14 protein-coding genes and 2 pseudogenes are annotated in these 14,547 nt (G+C 66.0%); 5 read left to right on the top strand and 11 right to left on the bottom strand.

Translation table 11 applies throughout. From position 1 onward, the window contains the following. The 4 genes and pseudogenes from ACTHN1_RS08775 to ffh all read right to left on the bottom strand — a co-directional run. Nucleotides 1-168, bottom strand: a pseudogene (locus ACTHN1_RS08775) (ribosome maturation factor RimM); the annotation flags it as partial. A gap of 29 nt (nucleotides 169-197) precedes the next feature. Further along, nucleotides 198-449 (bottom strand): 30S ribosomal protein S16, encoded by a 252-nt coding sequence (gene rpsP, locus ACTHN1_RS08770; protein ID WP_440470568.1) that lies wholly within the window; start codon nucleotides 447-449, stop codon nucleotides 198-200. Between the two features lie 87 nt (nucleotides 450-536). Continuing rightward, nucleotides 537-1,334, bottom strand: a complete 798-nt coding sequence (locus ACTHN1_RS08765; protein ID WP_440470567.1) for an aminotransferase class IV family protein — start codon at nucleotides 1,332-1,334, stop codon at nucleotides 537-539. Nucleotides 1,335-1,456: 122 nt separating this feature from the next. Next, nucleotides 1,457-2,827: pseudogene (gene ffh / locus ACTHN1_RS08760) on the bottom strand (signal recognition particle protein). A gap of 124 nt (nucleotides 2,828-2,951) precedes the next feature. On the opposite strand from ffh, the gene ACTHN1_RS08755 reads away from it, so the two are divergent. Further along, the gene (locus tag ACTHN1_RS08755) at nucleotides 2,952-3,743 is read left to right on the top strand and encodes a cytochrome C assembly family protein (RefSeq protein WP_440470566.1); all 792 of its coding nucleotides are present in this window, start codon (nucleotides 2,952-2,954) and stop codon (nucleotides 3,741-3,743) included. Between the two features lie 144 nt (nucleotides 3,744-3,887). Continuing rightward, on the top strand, nucleotides 3,888-5,189 hold the full coding sequence (locus tag ACTHN1_RS08750; RefSeq protein WP_440470565.1) for a S41 family peptidase: 1,302 nt from the start codon (nucleotides 3,888-3,890) through the stop codon (nucleotides 5,187-5,189). Here ACTHN1_RS08750 and radA read toward each other — a convergent pair. Next, on the bottom strand, nucleotides 5,125-6,501 hold the full coding sequence (gene radA, locus ACTHN1_RS08745) for a DNA repair protein RadA (RefSeq protein ID WP_440470564.1): 1,377 nt from the start codon (nucleotides 6,499-6,501) through the stop codon (nucleotides 5,125-5,127). The genes ACTHN1_RS08750 and radA overlap by 65 nt on opposite strands. A 376-nt stretch (nucleotides 6,502-6,877) precedes the next feature. Here radA and ACTHN1_RS08740 point away from each other — a divergent pair, with 376 nt between their 5' ends. Then, nucleotides 6,878-7,735, top strand: coding sequence for an AraC family transcriptional regulator (locus tag ACTHN1_RS08740; RefSeq protein WP_440470563.1), 858 nt, complete (start codon nucleotides 6,878-6,880; stop codon nucleotides 7,733-7,735). A gap of 49 nt (nucleotides 7,736-7,784) precedes the next feature. Here the strand turns inward: ACTHN1_RS08740 and ACTHN1_RS08735 are convergent, their stop codons facing one another. Beyond that, nucleotides 7,785-9,686, bottom strand: coding sequence for a M61 family metallopeptidase (locus tag ACTHN1_RS08735; RefSeq protein WP_440470562.1), 1,902 nt, complete (start codon nucleotides 9,684-9,686; stop codon nucleotides 7,785-7,787). A gap of 158 nt (nucleotides 9,687-9,844) precedes the next feature. Here ACTHN1_RS08735 and ACTHN1_RS08730 point away from each other — a divergent pair, with 158 nt between their 5' ends. Both ACTHN1_RS08730 and ACTHN1_RS08725 read left to right on the top strand, forming a co-directional pair. Beyond that, nucleotides 9,845-10,168, top strand: a complete 324-nt coding sequence (locus tag ACTHN1_RS08730; protein ID WP_440470561.1) for a hypothetical protein — start codon at nucleotides 9,845-9,847, stop codon at nucleotides 10,166-10,168. 563 nt (nucleotides 10,169-10,731) lie between these two features. Then, the gene (locus ACTHN1_RS08725; protein WP_440470560.1) at nucleotides 10,732-11,427 is read left to right on the top strand and encodes a site-specific integrase; all 696 of its coding nucleotides are present in this window, start codon (nucleotides 10,732-10,734) and stop codon (nucleotides 11,425-11,427) included. Between the two features lies 1 nt (nucleotide 11,428). On the opposite strand, the gene ACTHN1_RS08720 is transcribed toward ACTHN1_RS08725, so the two are convergent. The 5 genes from ACTHN1_RS08720 to ACTHN1_RS08700 all read right to left on the bottom strand — a co-directional run bounded on the left by ACTHN1_RS08720 (nucleotide 11,429) and on the right by ACTHN1_RS08700 (nucleotide 14,412). Beyond that, nucleotides 11,429-11,725, bottom strand: coding sequence for a hypothetical protein (locus ACTHN1_RS08720; RefSeq protein ID WP_440470559.1), 297 nt, complete (start codon nucleotides 11,723-11,725; stop codon nucleotides 11,429-11,431). Nucleotides 11,726-11,805: 80 nt separating this feature from the next. After that, nucleotides 11,806-12,423: an SPRY domain-containing protein gene (locus ACTHN1_RS08715; RefSeq protein WP_440470558.1), complete on the bottom strand. Its 618-nt coding sequence runs from the start codon at nucleotides 12,421-12,423 to the stop codon at nucleotides 11,806-11,808. Further along, complete coding sequence (locus ACTHN1_RS08710; protein ID WP_440470557.1) at nucleotides 12,420-13,097, bottom strand: hypothetical protein; 678 nt, start codon at nucleotides 13,095-13,097, stop codon at nucleotides 12,420-12,422. Before ACTHN1_RS08710 ends, ACTHN1_RS08715 begins: the two co-directional genes overlap by 4 nt. Further along, on the bottom strand, nucleotides 13,097-13,600 hold the full coding sequence (locus ACTHN1_RS08705; RefSeq protein WP_440470556.1) for a hypothetical protein: 504 nt from the start codon (nucleotides 13,598-13,600) through the stop codon (nucleotides 13,097-13,099). Before ACTHN1_RS08705 ends, ACTHN1_RS08710 begins: the two co-directional genes overlap by 1 nt. Beyond that, nucleotides 13,600-14,412, bottom strand: a complete 813-nt coding sequence (locus ACTHN1_RS08700) for a hypothetical protein (RefSeq protein ID WP_440470555.1) — start codon at nucleotides 14,410-14,412, stop codon at nucleotides 13,600-13,602. Before ACTHN1_RS08700 ends, ACTHN1_RS08705 begins: the two co-directional genes overlap by 1 nt. Nucleotides 14,413-14,547 lie beyond the last annotated feature (135 nt).

Genomic DNA, 14,547 nt, shown 5'->3' with positions numbered 1-14,547 from the left:
ACGACCGGCCCCCTGCGCGCCGCGCAGCCACCACGGCTGGTAGCGGAAGATCGCGTCCGCCGGCTCGGTGAAGGACTCGAGCTTGACCTCGCCACGCACGCCGAACGCGCCGCGGATCCGGCCCAGCAGAACCTGCTTCTGCGGGGCGGACGGCGGCGCGTCGGTCATGGCGATGCGGGGCGCGGGCGCGCCGCGGATCAGGCGGCGGCCTTGCTGGCCTGCTTGTAGAGGTCGGCGACCTTGTCGGTCAGCTGCGCGCCCTGGCCGATCCAGTGCTGCACGCGCGCGACGTCCAGTTCGACCCGCTTCTCGTTACCGGCGGCGACCGGGTTGTAGAACCCGACGCGCTCGATGTTGCGGCCGTCGCGGGCGCTGCGGCTGTCGGTGACGATGATGTGGTAGAAGGGGCGCTTCTTGGCGCCGCCACGGGTAAGGCGGATCTTGACCATTGCTTGATTTCCAGTGTTGCCCAGTCGCCAGGATGGCGAGGTAAGCTGGCTATTCTAAGCCATTGAACGGCGGAAGGAAACCGCCCCTCAGGCGGGGATTTCCCAGGCCTGGCTGGCCAGGGCCGCCCTCAGCCGCGCCATGAGGGCCAGATCCTGCACATAAACGACCCCATCAATGCCCAGGATGGCCTGCAGGCCGCTGGCGTTGGTGGCGAAGGCGGCCTGGAAGCTGCCTGCCTCGGCCAGATGGACCGGGCGGACCCGCTGCGGAACGCCCTGCTTCGCCAGTGCGGCCTGGAGCAGTTGCTCGCAGGTGCCACGCAGCGCCGGGGCCTCGGGCCAGACCACCGTTTCCCCGTCCCAGAATCCCAGGTTCCAGATGGAACCCTCGCCGACGGCGCCGTCCGGCGTCACGAACAGGGCGTCGTCGTAGCCGTCGAGCAGCGCCTGCCGCCGGTAATGGAACAGCGGAAACGTGCCGACATGTTTCAGGTGAGGTTGCGACCGCAGGAACGGGTAGGACTTCACCCGCAGTGCCGGTTTGTCTTCCGGCGCCGCCGGCCCGAGGGTGATCAGCACGTCCGGCGTCACCGGCCGCAACGGCTGGCGGTAGTCGAAATCGCGGGCGAACACGGTGAAGCGCAGCGAGGCGTCGGCGGGGCCGGCCCGCAGCGCGGCCAGGATCTCGCCGACGATGCGTTCCCGCGCCAGTTCGGCGCCGAACAGTTCGCGGTTGGCGCGTTGCAGGCGGGCGACATGGAAATCCCAGCCCTGCACCGCCCGGCTCCGCACCTGCATGGCGGTGAAGTGGCCATAGTTCACCACCGCCAGCGCGCGCAGCGTGTCGGCGTCGGCGGGTTGTCCGTTGAGCAGGGCGATGGACATGGTTCCATCTCAACCGTTGTTGTCGAACACCGTTGCGGGAGCGGCTTCAATCGCGAAATCCCGGAGGTTCCACCGCCATCGAATCGCGACTGACGTCGCTCCCACAGGAGGAGGCATCAGGCTCAACGGAACGGCAGGCCGCCGCGCGCGCCCATCATGCCCTTCATGCCGCGCATCAGCCCCTTCATGCCGCCGCCGGCCATCTTGCTCATCATCTTTTCCATCTGCTGATACTGCTTCATCAGCTTGTTGACGTCGGCCGGCGTGGTGCCGGAACCGCGGGCGATGCGCGCGCGGCGCGAACCGTTGAGCAGCGCCGGGTTGCGGCGCTCCTTCTTGGTCATCGAACCGATGATGGCGATCATCCTCGGCACTTCCTTGCCCTGGCTGACCTGCTGCTTCACGTGATCGGGGATCTGGCCCATGCCCGGCAGCTTGTCGAGCAGGCCGCTGATGCCGCCCATGTTCTGCATCTGTTCCAGTTGATCGCGCATGTCGTTGAGGTCGAACTTCTTGCCCTTGGCGACCTTAGCGGCGAGTTTCTCGGCCTTCTCGCGGTCGAAGTTCTGTTCGACCTGCTAGACCAGCGACAGCACGTCGCCCATGTCGAGGATGCGGTTGGCCACGCGCTCGGGATGGAACACGTCCAGGCCGTCGGGCTTCTCGCCCACGCCGATGAACTTGATCGGCTTGCCGGTGATGTAGCGCACCGACAGCGCCGCGCCGCCGCGCGCGTCACCATCGGTCTTGGTCAGCACCACGCCGGTCAACGGCAGCGCCTCGCTGAACGCCTTGGCGGTGTTGGCGGCGTCCTGGCCGGTCATCGAGTCGACCACGAACAGCGTTTCCACCGGCTTGACCGCCGCGTGCAGCGCCTTGATCTCGGTCATCATCGCTTCGTCGATCGCCAGGCGGCCGGCGGTATCGACCAGCAGCACGTCGACGAACGACTTGCGCGCATCGTCGATGGCGGCGCGCACGATGGCTTCGGGCTTCTGCGAGGCGTCGGACGGGAAGAACAGCACGTCCACCTGTTCGGCCAGGGTCTTGAGCTGCTCGATCGCGGCCGGACGGTAGACGTCGGCGCTGACCACCATCACCTTCTTCCTGCGGCGTTCCTTCAGGTGCTTGGCGAGCTTGCCGACGGTGGTGGTCTTGCCGGCGCCCTGCAGGCCCGCCATCAGGATGACCGCCGGCGCCGGCACGTTGAGGTTCAGGTCGGTCGCCTGCGAACCCATCACCGCGGTGAGTTCATCGCGGACGATCTTGATCAGCGCCTGGCCGGGGGTCAGCGACTTGAGCACTTCCTGGCCGACCGCGCGCACCTTGATGCGCTCGATCAGGGCCTGCACCACGGGCAGCGCGACGTCGGCTTCCAGCAGCGCGATGCGGACCTCCCGGGTCGCCTCGCGGATGTTCTCCTCGCTCAGGCGGCCACGGCCACGCAGGCGCTCGATGGTGCCGGAAAGACGCTGGGTGAGGGACTCGAACATGGGGGGCGGGAACCTGGGAAAAACGGACGCGGATTATAGCCCGGCGCGCCTCGTGCTCCCCCAACGCGGGCTCCGGCCCGGTTCCGCGCTGTTCCCGGTTCCGGCCCTATGCGACACTTCGCCGATGACAATCGTTCTCATCGCCGTCCTCTGCTACCTGGCCGCCACCGCACTGCTGGTCCGCGCGGCCGCGCAATCGGCGCTGGACACGCGGCGCGGCTGGCTGTGGCCCGCGCTGGCGGCGGTGGTCCTGCATGGCGGCTACCACCTGCTGGTGGCCTGGCGCACAGTCGGCGGGCCGGACATGCATTTCTATTCGGCGCTGTCGCTGGTCAGCCTGGGCATGGCCGCGCTGACCACGCTGGCTGGCGCGCGCGGACGGATGGCGGCGCTGGGCGTGGTCGCCTTCCCCTTGTCGGCGGTGCTGCTGCTGGCCTATCACCAGCACGGCCACCTGCCCAGCGCGGGTCTGGACTGGCGGCTGCAGCTGCATGCCTGGCTGGCCCTGCTGGCCTACGCCACCCTGGCCATCGCCGCGCTGCTGGCGGTGATGCTTTGGGCCCAGGAGCGCGCGTTGCGGCGGCGCCAGTTCCACGTCTGGCTGCGCGCGCTGCCGCCGCTGACCGAACTGGAGGACCTGCTGTTCCGCACCATCGCGGTCGGCTTCGCCCTGCTCACCGCCACGCTGCTGACCGGCGTGCTGTTCGTCGAGAACCTGCTGGCCCAGCACCTGGTCCACAAGACCGTGCTGAGCGTGCTGTCCTGGCTGGCCTTCGGCGCGTTGCTGGTCGGGCGCTGGCGCTACGGCTGGCGCGGCAGCAAGGCGGCGGGATGGACCCTGTTCGCGATGGCGCTGCTGCTGATGGCGTTCTTCGGCAGCAAGTTCGTGCTGGAACTGGTGCTGCGTCGCGCCTGATCGCGGGCGGGACGGCATCCCCCCGATTTTCATCGCCGCCACGACCGGGTTCATCGCCCGGCGCCGGCTTCCATCGGATCCGCCCGCCAGCCGGCATCGGCCCTCGCTATCGTCGCGTCTTCCGCCGTCAAGGAATGAACGCGCATGGCCGCATCCAACCCCGCTTCCCGCCCTCCCCGCCGCTGGCGCTGGCTGAAGCGACTGAGCCTGGCCGTCATCGCGCTCTTACTGGCCACCATCGCCTGGGACGTGGCCAGCTACGACGCGCGACCCTGGCTGGCCGACTACCAGCGGCTCAAGCGGGACATGGCGCAGGGCTACGCGAACCTGGACTGGATCGCCACCCACCGGCAACTGGATCTGGCCGCGCTGGATCGGGAAACCACCGTCGCGCTGAATCGCGCGCATTCACGCGTGCGCGCCTTCCTGGCGCTGCGCGGTTTCGTGCAGCGTTTCGGCGATCCGCACCTGCGGCTGCAACCCGCGCAAGGTCCCGCGCCGTCGCTCCCCGTCCCTTCAGCTCCAGTCGCAACCGAACCCGTTGATCCCCCGGCGGGCGCGGACTGCGAAGCCGCCGGGTACGAAGACGACGACCACGGCTTCACCCTGCCCTTCGCGCGGTTGCCGGACTGGCGCGCGTTGCCTGGCGGGCACTTCCCCACCGGCCGTTTCGGCGATGTCGGCGTGCTGCGCATCGCCCAGTTCGGCGAGCAACGCTATCTGGCCGCCTGCCGGCAGGTATTCCAGGCCGGCATCGGCCAACGCGCGTTGCAACTGCGCGTGCGCGCCCGGCTGCAATCGGAAATCGCACGGACGCTGGCGATGCTGCAGGCCAACGGTGCGCGCCGATTGCTGGTGGACGTGACCGGCAACGGCGGCGGCAGCGAATGGGTCAGCGAAGTCATCGCCCTGGTGGCGCCCGGCGAAATGGAGCGAGCAACGCCGCGCCGGGTCGCACCGACCTGCGATCGCGACCGGATCTGGTACGGCGAGCCGGTCTGCCCGGTGCTGGCTCCGGCGGGCGAACGCGAGCGGCTGTCCGGACGCGGCGCATGGCATGGCCGCATGTTCATCCTGACCGACCAGGGGACCGCGTCGGCGTCGGAGGACTTCGTCGCCTGGCTGCAACAGAACCGGTTCGCCATCGTGCTCGGCGAACGCACGCTCGGGGCGGGCTGCGGTTATGTCGACGGGGGCGGTCGCACCGCGTTGCGCGTGGCGCCGTTCGACGTGGTGATGCCCAACTGCGCGCGCTTCCTCGCGAATGGCGTCAACGAGATCGAAGGCATCGCGCCCGACATTCCGGTCGCGCTGCATGAAGAGGATGGATTGCAGCGCCTGATCACCGCACTCGCGCAGCCCGCGCTGCGCGCGCCGCCGCTCACTCCGCCGCCGCCTCCAGCGCCTGCGACAGCCGCTCCACCGCGATCACTTCCAGTCCCTTGAACATGCCGGACTTGGGCGCGTTGCCTTTGGGCACGATGGCGCGCTTGAATCCATGCGTGGCCGCCTCGCGCAGGCGCTCCTCGCCGTTGGGTACCGGGCGGATCTCGCCGGACAGTCCGACCTCGCCGAAGGCCACGGTCTTGTCGGCCAGCGGGCGATCCCGCAGCGACGACAGCACCGCCAGCAGCACCGGCAGATCCGCCGCGGTTTCCTGCACGCGGATGCCGCCGACCACGTTGACGAACACGTCCTGATCACCGACCACGATGCCGCCGTGGCGATGCAGCACCGCCAGCAGCATCGCCAGCCGGTTCTGCTCCAGGCCGACCGCCACCCGGCGTGGATTGGACAGCGGCGACGCATCCACCAGCGCCTGCACCTCCACCATCAGCGGACGGGTGCCTTCGCGGGTGACCAGCACGCAGCTGCCCGGCTGTTGGGAACTGCCGCCGGACAGGAAAATCGCCGAAGGATTGGAGACTTCCTTCAGTCCCTTCTCGCCCATCGCGAACACGCCCAGTTCGTTGACCGCGCCGAAGCGGTTCTTGAACGCGCGCAGCAGGCGGAAGCGGCTGCCGCTTTCGCCCTCGAAATACAGCACCGCGTCGACCATGTGTTCCAACACGCGCGGACCGGCGATGCCGCCTTCCTTGGTGACGTGGCCGACCAGGAATACCGCGGTGCCGGTTTCCTTGGCATAGCGCACCAGTCGCGCCGCGCTCTCGCGGACCTGGCTGACCGAACCGGGCGCGGCGGTCAGCGACTCGGTCCACAGCGTCTGCACGGAGTCGGCGACGATCAGCCGCGGCCGCGCGGCGGAAGCATGCTGGAGGATGTTTTCGATACCGGTCTCGGCCAGCGCCTGCAGGTTGTCCAGCGGCAGATCCAGGCGCACCGCGCGTCCGGCCACCTGCGCCAATGATTCCTCACCGGTGACGTACAGCGCCGGAAAGCTTGCCGACATCTTCGCCAGCGCCTGCAGCAGCAGGGTGGACTTGCCGATGCCGGGATCGCCGCCGACCAGCACCACCGCACCTTCCACGAGACCACCGCCGAGCACGCGGTCGAACTCGCCGATGCCGGTGCTCACCCGCGCTTCCTCGCTGTGACGGACGTCCTTGAGCGCGGTGATCTTCGGCGCGTCGGCCTTGCCCGCCCAGCCGCTGCGGCGGGTCGCCGGCGGACCGCTGGCGGCCTCCAGCGCGATCTGGGTCAGCGTGTTCCAGGCATTGCATTCGCCGCACTGCCCCTGCCATTTGTTGAATTCCGCGCCGCATTCACTGCACACATACGCGGTCCTGGCCTTTGCCATCGTCTCGCCTTGCCGAACTGAAGGCGCTCAGGATACCGGAGCGGGATCGCAGGGGTGGAGACGCGGCCGGCATCCATGACATCCCACGGAAATGCTCCGTCGTCCGCCACGCGACCACCCGTTGCTTTTTCAGGCGCTTTTCAAGCGCCCAATGGCTGGTCAAGAGGGGCGGGAAACGTCAGCCCACCACTTTTGAACATCCAACTTGCTTGAACTTGCTTGAAAAGGAACGGCAACGAAAAACCAACGCCTTCGCCACCCCTTTTGAAAAAAGGGGGATTGAGGGGGATTCGCCCCAGCAACCGGCACAATGCGCAACCTGGGTCAATTCGGGCCCGGCAGGCTGTCCCCGCGTCCCCAGGAACACCCCCATCGGATGAAACGCCCCGCCACCCGCCGCAGCTACGCCAACCGCATCGAGAAGGTCGTCTCGCACCTGGTCGCGCATCTCGACCAGCCGCTCACCCTCGAACACCTGGCGGAGGTCGGCCATTTTTCGCCCTATCACTTCCACCGCATCTACCGCGGCGCGATGGGCGAGACCGTGGCCGATACCCTGCGACGCATGCGTCTGCACCGCGCCGCGGTCGAACTGCGGCACGGCACCCGCCCGCTGTCGGCCATCGCGGGCCGCTGCGGCTACGGCAGCGCGGCGGCGTTCAACCGGGCCTTTGCACAGGCCTATGGCGTTCCTCCGGGCGCATTCCGCCAGCGCGGCATGGAAGCGATCCTTCCGCCGCGCCCCGACCTGTCCGAACCCGAGGATTTCCCCATGTACGAAGTCAGCATCCAGACCTTCCCCGACATCACCGTCGCCGCGTTGCCCCATCGCGGCAACTACCAGGACATCGGCGCGAGCTTCGAGAAGCTCGCCGCCTGGGCCGCCGGCCAGGGCGTGCCGCCGCAGGCGCGTTCTTTCGGCCTGTATTACGACGATCCCGAGAGCGTGCCCGCCGACGCGCTGCGCTCGGATGCCTGCGTGGAAATCGCATCCGCCAACGCCGTACAGGCGCCGCTGCGATCGCTGACCATCGCCGGCGGCCGCTATGCGGTGCTGGTGCACGTGGGGCCGTATGCGGAACTGGATCGTCCCTATCGGTGGCTGTTCGGCGAATGGCTGCCAGCCAGCGGCGAGGAAGCCGCCGACGCGCCGGTGATGGAGGAATACCTCAACGACCCGCGCAGCGCGCCGCCCAGCGAATGGCGCACGGCGATCTGCCTGCCACTGCGCTGATCGGCATCGAACGGCGCGGCGGTCGACACCGCCGCCGCGCCCCGGCGCATCAGCGCGCCTTGTAAAGCTCGGCCAGCCGATCCGGCTTGCCGGCGATGCGCTCCAGATGCGGGTACTGCAGGCCGTCGTAATACGCGATGCGCACGGTCTCGATTCGGTCGAAACGCTTGACCACCAGTTCGATCGGCGACTTGCTTTCCTTGGCCGTCGTCACCGCGTCCTTCAGCGCCTCGCTGCTGTACTCGCGGCCATTGACGCCCAGCAGGGTCATGCCCGGCGCCAGTCCCGCATTGAATGCGGGACCATCCCAGCGCACGTCGCCCAGCACGCCCGCACCATTGACGGACAGTCCCAGCGAATAGGTCAGGTTGGCGTCCTTGCGCTCGCTTTCCATCGCCTTGAACGCATCACTGGGCTTGTCCGTGTAGACCAGCTTCCAGCCCGCCGCCTCCAGCCCGCCAATCAGCGGACCGTGGCCATCCACGCGCGAACGCAGGAAGCCCGCCCAGTCGAACGGCGCGATGCCATCGAGCGTGGCGACGATGTCGTCGAAGGTGTACGGATTGACCTCCCACACGCCGTTGTCCATGCCGAAGAACGCCTTGGCGAAATCGTCGATGGAACGCTTGTCGTGGCTGAGCTCGCGCAGCTTGCCGTCCACTTCCAGCCAGATCATCTGCCCGCCGGAGTAGTAGTCCTCGCTCATCTGGTAATTGCGGAACGGCAGTGAGCGGCGCGACGCGATGGTCGGATCGTTGGTGGTGTCCTGGATGTTGCGCCAGGCCAGGCCGGGCCGGCCGCGGTCATACACGCCGGCCACCAGCGCGAGCGAGTCGCGCGCCTGTTCCTGGCTCCACAGACCCGAGCGCGCCGCCAGCACATGCCCAAAGAACTGGGTCTGGCCTTCGTACAGCCACAGCAGGCTGTCGCCCATCGGCACGTTGAAACTCGGCGTCGCCAGATCCGCGCCACGGCGGTATTTGCCGTTCCATGAGTGGTTGAACTCGTGCGGCAGCAGATCCCGTCCCTGCCAGGTCTTGTCCCAGTCGGTGAAGTAACCGCGCTCGCCGCTGTTCTCGCTGGAGCGGTGGTGCTCCAGGCCGATGCCGCCCAGCTTGTCGGTGAGGGCGAGCAGGAATTCGTAATGATCGAAATGGCGCGCGCCGTAGAGCTTGCTGGCCTGGGTGACCAGCGCCTGGTGCGCCTTGATGTGCTCGGGCTTGGCGTCCAGATCCTTGGCCTCGTCGGCGAACACGTTCAGATGCACCGGCTGCTTCGCGCCCGGATCCAGATCGATGCGCTTGTAGTGCTTGCCGGCGAACATCGGCGAATCGACCAGGTCGTCGTAGCGGATCGGTTTGAAGCAGACCGTGTCGCCGTTGCGGGTGTCGGTGGTCAACGCGGTGGCGTAGGACCAGCCCTGCGGCAGCTTCACGCAGGCCTGCGCCTGGATGTTGCGGCTGTAGTAACCCGCCGGATACAGCGAGGTGGAATCCCATTGCAGGTTGAGCATGTCCGGCGTCATCACCACCCGCCCCTGCGATCCGCCCTGCGAGGAGAGGAATTGGAACTCGGCAATCACTTCGTTCGCGCCCGCCGGCACCTCCACGTGGAAGGCGTAGACATTGAACTGATCCCGCACCCACGGCAGCCGCTGGCCGTTGGCGGTCACCACCAGCCCGGCCATCTTCTCGATCGGGCCGGCCGGCGAGTGCTTGCCCGGCAGCCACTGCGGATACAGCAGGGTCAACCGACCCACCTGCGCCGGAATGGTCTCGCGCACCCGGAAGATGCGGCGGTTCAGATCGGTGGCGTCCACCTCGATGCGCAGTTGTCCGCTGAACGGCACATCCTTCGGCGCGGGAACCTCATCCGCCCGCGCGGCGGAGGGGGCCAGCCCGAACAGGGGCGCCAGCAGGGACAGGGAGACGGCAACGGCAAGCGGTTTCATCGGCGATTCCACGAAGCGGTAACCGCCCGATGCTACGGGCTGGATCCGGGCGGATCCGTAGGCCATTGGTCATGGTGGCCGCCGGTGGCGGTGGTTTTCGCCGTGGCGGTGGCGGACTACCATGCCCGGGAAACACCGCCGTCACCCAGGGAGGCTCCATGGCAGAGTGGATCTGCAAATCGTGCAACGCCAGCAACGAAGGTGAATTCGATATCTGCTGGCAATGCGGCACCGGCCACGACGGGACACCGCCCGATCCGGCCTTCAGCCGCAGCCAGGAAACCCATCACGAATCCTTGCGGGTATTGCAGTGCCTGCGTTGCCAGTCGCCAATGACCCTCGTCGGGATCAAACGTTTCCACGAGGGCTCCCGATTGGCGCCCTTCCTGCTGGGCGACCTCGGAGAGTTGCTGGTCAACCGCGAGAGCTTCGAACTCTACGCCTGCAGCGCCTGCGGCAAAGTCGAGTTCTTCCTTTCATAGCAAGGCCACCGGCTCCCGTTGCCTCGCCTGATCACCGGAAAGTCGGTGCGTGACGGGCACCCGGCAGACGCATTCCATCAGCCACAAAACAAAGGCCCCGCCAAAGCGGGGCCCTTGTTTCAAGCTGGTGCCGGAAATAGGTGTCTCGGGTCAAATTCCACTGTCTCACGCTGTGAGCCGGTATGCGTAGATAGTAAGTGTCATCAATGGCTTGCGGGCTAATTGATTCACCTGCCCATTCAGCCTATCCCCGCTGAGAACCGACACCACTACGCCAGAAATTACGCCACGATCTCCCCATGCCATCTATACGACGCCGAGGCGAGTCTTGGCGTGCCGAGCTATACAAGGACGGTACGCGAGAGAGCCAGACCTTCCCCACTAAGCGCCTGGCTGTTGCTTGGGCAACCCAGCGCGAGGCTGAGCTTGTCGGGAAGCGACTGCCGGACCATACCGTAGGAGACGCGCTAAGGCGATACGCCAAGGAGGTCGCCCCGAAGCACCGAGGGCAGCGCTGGGAGCTTGCCCGCCTGAAGGCCCTAGAACGCGACAAGCTCGCCGCCGTGCGCCTGCCGTCACTTCGTCCTGTCCACGTCGCGGAATGGCGCGAGCGGCGCCTGAAGGAGGTCTTGCCGGCATCGGTGCTGCGCGACATGAACTTGCTCCAATCGGTCCTCAAGGTGTGCCGAAAGGACTGGGGCTGGCTGGATTCCTCGCCTATGAAGGACGTGGACCGGCCGCCCAATCCGCCGCCTCGCCGGAGGCGCATCAGCCAAGACGAGATTGACCGGGTGACGCTAGCCCTAGGATATGACGGGGGCGCTCCTGAGACAGCCTCAGAGCGTGTTGCTCTGGCCTTTCTGCTGGCCTTGGAAACGGCCATGCGCACGAGTGAGATTCTGGGGATGGTTTGGGCGGATGTCGGTGAGAAGTCGGTAACCCTCCCCCGGACGAAGAACGGCGACGTTCGCCGGGTCCCATTGTCGGCACGGGCGCGGGAAATCTTGGCCCTCATGCCAAGAGGCGGCGATACCGTCTTTGAAGTAGACCCGGCCACCAAGGACGTCCTCTGGCGGCGCGCCAGGGACGCTTCCCAGATTCAGGACCTGCACTTCCACGACAGCCGCGCGGAGGCCATCTGGCGGCTGTCCAAGAAGTTGGACGTCATGGAGCTGGCCCGGATGATCGGCCACCGCGACATTCGCAGCCTGATGTTCTACTACAACGCGGACCCGGACGAACTGGCGGACCGGCTATGACCTACCCCCGCCACGTCTGCGTCCTGAGATACGCCGCCCGGCTGGCCTCAATCTCGGCCCGAATCCTGGCCTCGTGACGCGCGGCCCACAGCTCTACACCGACCTTCCCGGTCTCGTAGCTGCGGCAGTCGCGGAGGATTAGCTTGTCGCCAGACAAATGCATGTCCAGGCGCACGTACCACTCGCCGCCAACCCGCTCCATCAGGCGGGCTACCTCCACGATGCCGAGTTGGTAGCTGATCAACCGGCGCTGCGGCTCAATCGCCATCGTCTTCCAGTTGAACTCGTCGCGGGCCATATCGGGAAGGCTAGCCCCGCCCTCCCTGGGTCGCTAGGTGAAAGCCTGAACTGGCCGCCGCAATGTTTGAGATTTGAGCATCAGCCCCAGGCCGTGGCGCCGCTCGGCAGGAAGGCCAGCGAGGTGGTGCGGATGCGAACCGAGGCGCTGTTCTGGAGACTGGCCGCAGGGTAATAGGTCTTACCGCTGGTGATGGGAATCAGGCCACGGGTAATGGCTACGCCGTTCTTGTAGAACTGGGCTTGATTGGTTCCAAAGTTCACGTCGCACGTCACTACGTCGCCTGCGTCGTAGCGCGGCGAGGTGTTCCCCGACTCATTGCCCACAGTCATGCGCTTGAACACGCGGCCTGTATTGGCAATAGCGCCCTGGTAGTCGTTGTATCCGAGCGTTTCCACGCTTCCCGAGTTGTCGCCAAGATACGTGGTGACCACAGATGCCGAGTTGGTCTTGTCGGCGATGCCAACCAAGATGGCGGATGGCGTGGGGTTCGCCAGAACAATCATCTCGAAGGCGTATCTGCCGCTATTCCGCCCCTGGGTGCCGTATACCGTTTGGTATCCGCTTGTGGTCTTGATGGCGTCCAGGTTCCCATTGGAAAGCGTGATGGCAGCGCCTTTCAATGAAGGGTCGAACGTCGAGGCCGAGACGACCACCTTGGGGCCAACAATGCCGAGTCCGGCAGGTAGGCACATCATGCCGCAGTGTCCCCGGCCAGCACGTACTCGGCCGCCGAGCCGCCTGAGTTTGAGCGCACGTACAGGGTCACCTCTCCCCACTGCCCCGCAATCTTGGTGTGCGATGAGCGATTGCGAAGGGTCGCACCAGACGCTGCGGAGAACGTCACCTGTCCTGCGCCCGTCTGAGCATAGGTGCAGCACCAACCCACTGGCAGATTATTCGGAAGTGTCGTGGTGATGGCCGAGCCGTTTGCGTGGTCGATGATTTTCCCACTGTCCGAGGTCTGTACCGTGTAAGTGGTGCCGGTTTGGAAATTGATGTTCCCGCGATAGCCGCTGATTTCGTTGTTGTCTGAAACAACAACGCCAGAACCTTGGATGACCTTGCCGGTCGTTCCATCCATGCGGACTAGCGTGTTGTCCGTACTGGAACCGGGGCCCGTCACGTCACCGGTCGCTGCGGATGTCCAGGCGGTGTCGTAGTCGGCTCCGCTTGCCTTGGCGAGCACCTGACCCGTCGTTCCGCCAGCAGGTACGCCAACGCCTGGGATGCCTACAAGCGAAGTCACCACGCCAGCATCGTCCTTGAACGACGGCTCGCCGTTCGAGCTGTCAAAGAAGAACGAATAGCGGCCAGTTGGCGGGGTCGGCACGTCAGCCGCCGCCATTTCGTACAGCCTCAGAAAGCTCATCAATCAACCTCTACGAGGATGCCTTCGACAATCAGCCCAGAACCTAGGCCGATGTCGATGGGAATGGTGAATGGTGCCTGTTTGTTCTCGCGGACCGTGTAGGTCTCGCCGTCCGGGATGGCGTACGGGACGGTGTGGTCGAACACAGGGAACGAATGGAATCCCTTAGCTCCTGATGCGTCGGTTCCGTAGTACAGCTCAGCTGCGGGCGACTCTTGGTCATTGACCAGCTGCAAGGTCACCGAACCGCTGGACAGACTGCCTAGCACCCGAACCGAGGCCGGCCCGACAATCCCTGCCGTCAGCGCCTCTTGGATTCGCTCTATCTCAGCCTGGATGTCAGCAATCTCGTCCTGCTGGTCGGACGAGGTGTTGAGGCTGGACGCGAGACGATTGAGGAAGTCGTACCACTGAAGGGTCGGGCGATAGGAGCCACGTTCACCAGGTCGCCCCGGCTCCACCATCGGAGCGAGGGCTTCAGGGATGGTTTCCCGACCAGCCATCAGGTCACCGTCTTGGTGCCAATGGCAATCCACAGGAACGGCACGGCATTGACGACGCCCGAGCCGCTGGAGTTACCCTCCGCCACGTCGAACCCGAAGCTGGCAGTGGTTATGCCGGCCGCAGACGTGCCGTACGCCACGATGGGGCCGCCGGACTGGGAGTTGGTCGTCGGGAACGCAATCGCGCCCCAGCACACGGTGAAGGCCTCTGGGTAGGTCACCGTCTTGGTGGTGGCCGTGTTGCCTGGCGCAGCCGGAGCCGTGTCCGTGCCCACCTGGATGAAGAATTTGGTGGTATCCGTGGACACACCGGCCCGGAACGACTTGTTGGTCTGGCTGACCACAATCTCCGGGTCGGGCACGTCCACATCAAACGGGGTGGCCGTCCACTCCCCATCCACCACCAGTGGGAAGTAGTTGTTAAGTCCGGTCGGGTCCGGGAGCAGCAGATGGGTGATGATTTGCCACAGCAGATTGGACCCGTCATTGGTTAGGAACGCCCCATTGACCAAGGCCGGGATAGTCGAATTGGCGGGGGTATCGGGCTGGACGTTGTTGAAGGTCCGGTAGACCACATCGTCGGCATCCGCCAGTTCCACCCCATAAGCCCCGTCGCCCCAGACATCGCTCTCCGGATACCCCTCAGCCGTCAGTTGCAACGGATTCGGGTTTGGAATCGTCAGGTCTGGGTCGGAGTACGTCGCCTTCGGGGTCGTCAGGTCCGTCTCGTAGAAGTACAGCCAACCCCCGTCGTTGACCCGGCCATCCGGCAGTAGGTACTGGGGGAACTGGCCCAGAGGGCGGTAGCTCATTCAGGTTGCTCCAACGAAAAACCCCGCCGGAGCGGGGTTGGGGATGGGGTGTGGTAGGGTTGGCAGGTCACGTGCCGGGGTTGCCCATGAACCTTCCTAAAGACTGGTCCAAGAAGCCGGATTGGCTGGATCGTG

Origin of the sequence: Pseudoxanthomonas sp. (assembly GCF_051953815.1) — a bacterium.
In the GTDB taxonomy this organism is placed as follows: domain Bacteria; phylum Pseudomonadota; class Gammaproteobacteria; order Xanthomonadales; family Xanthomonadaceae; genus Pseudoxanthomonas_A.
The sequence above is the reverse complement of the archived record's forward strand: the minus strand, read 5'-3'. Positions and strand labels throughout refer to the sequence as shown.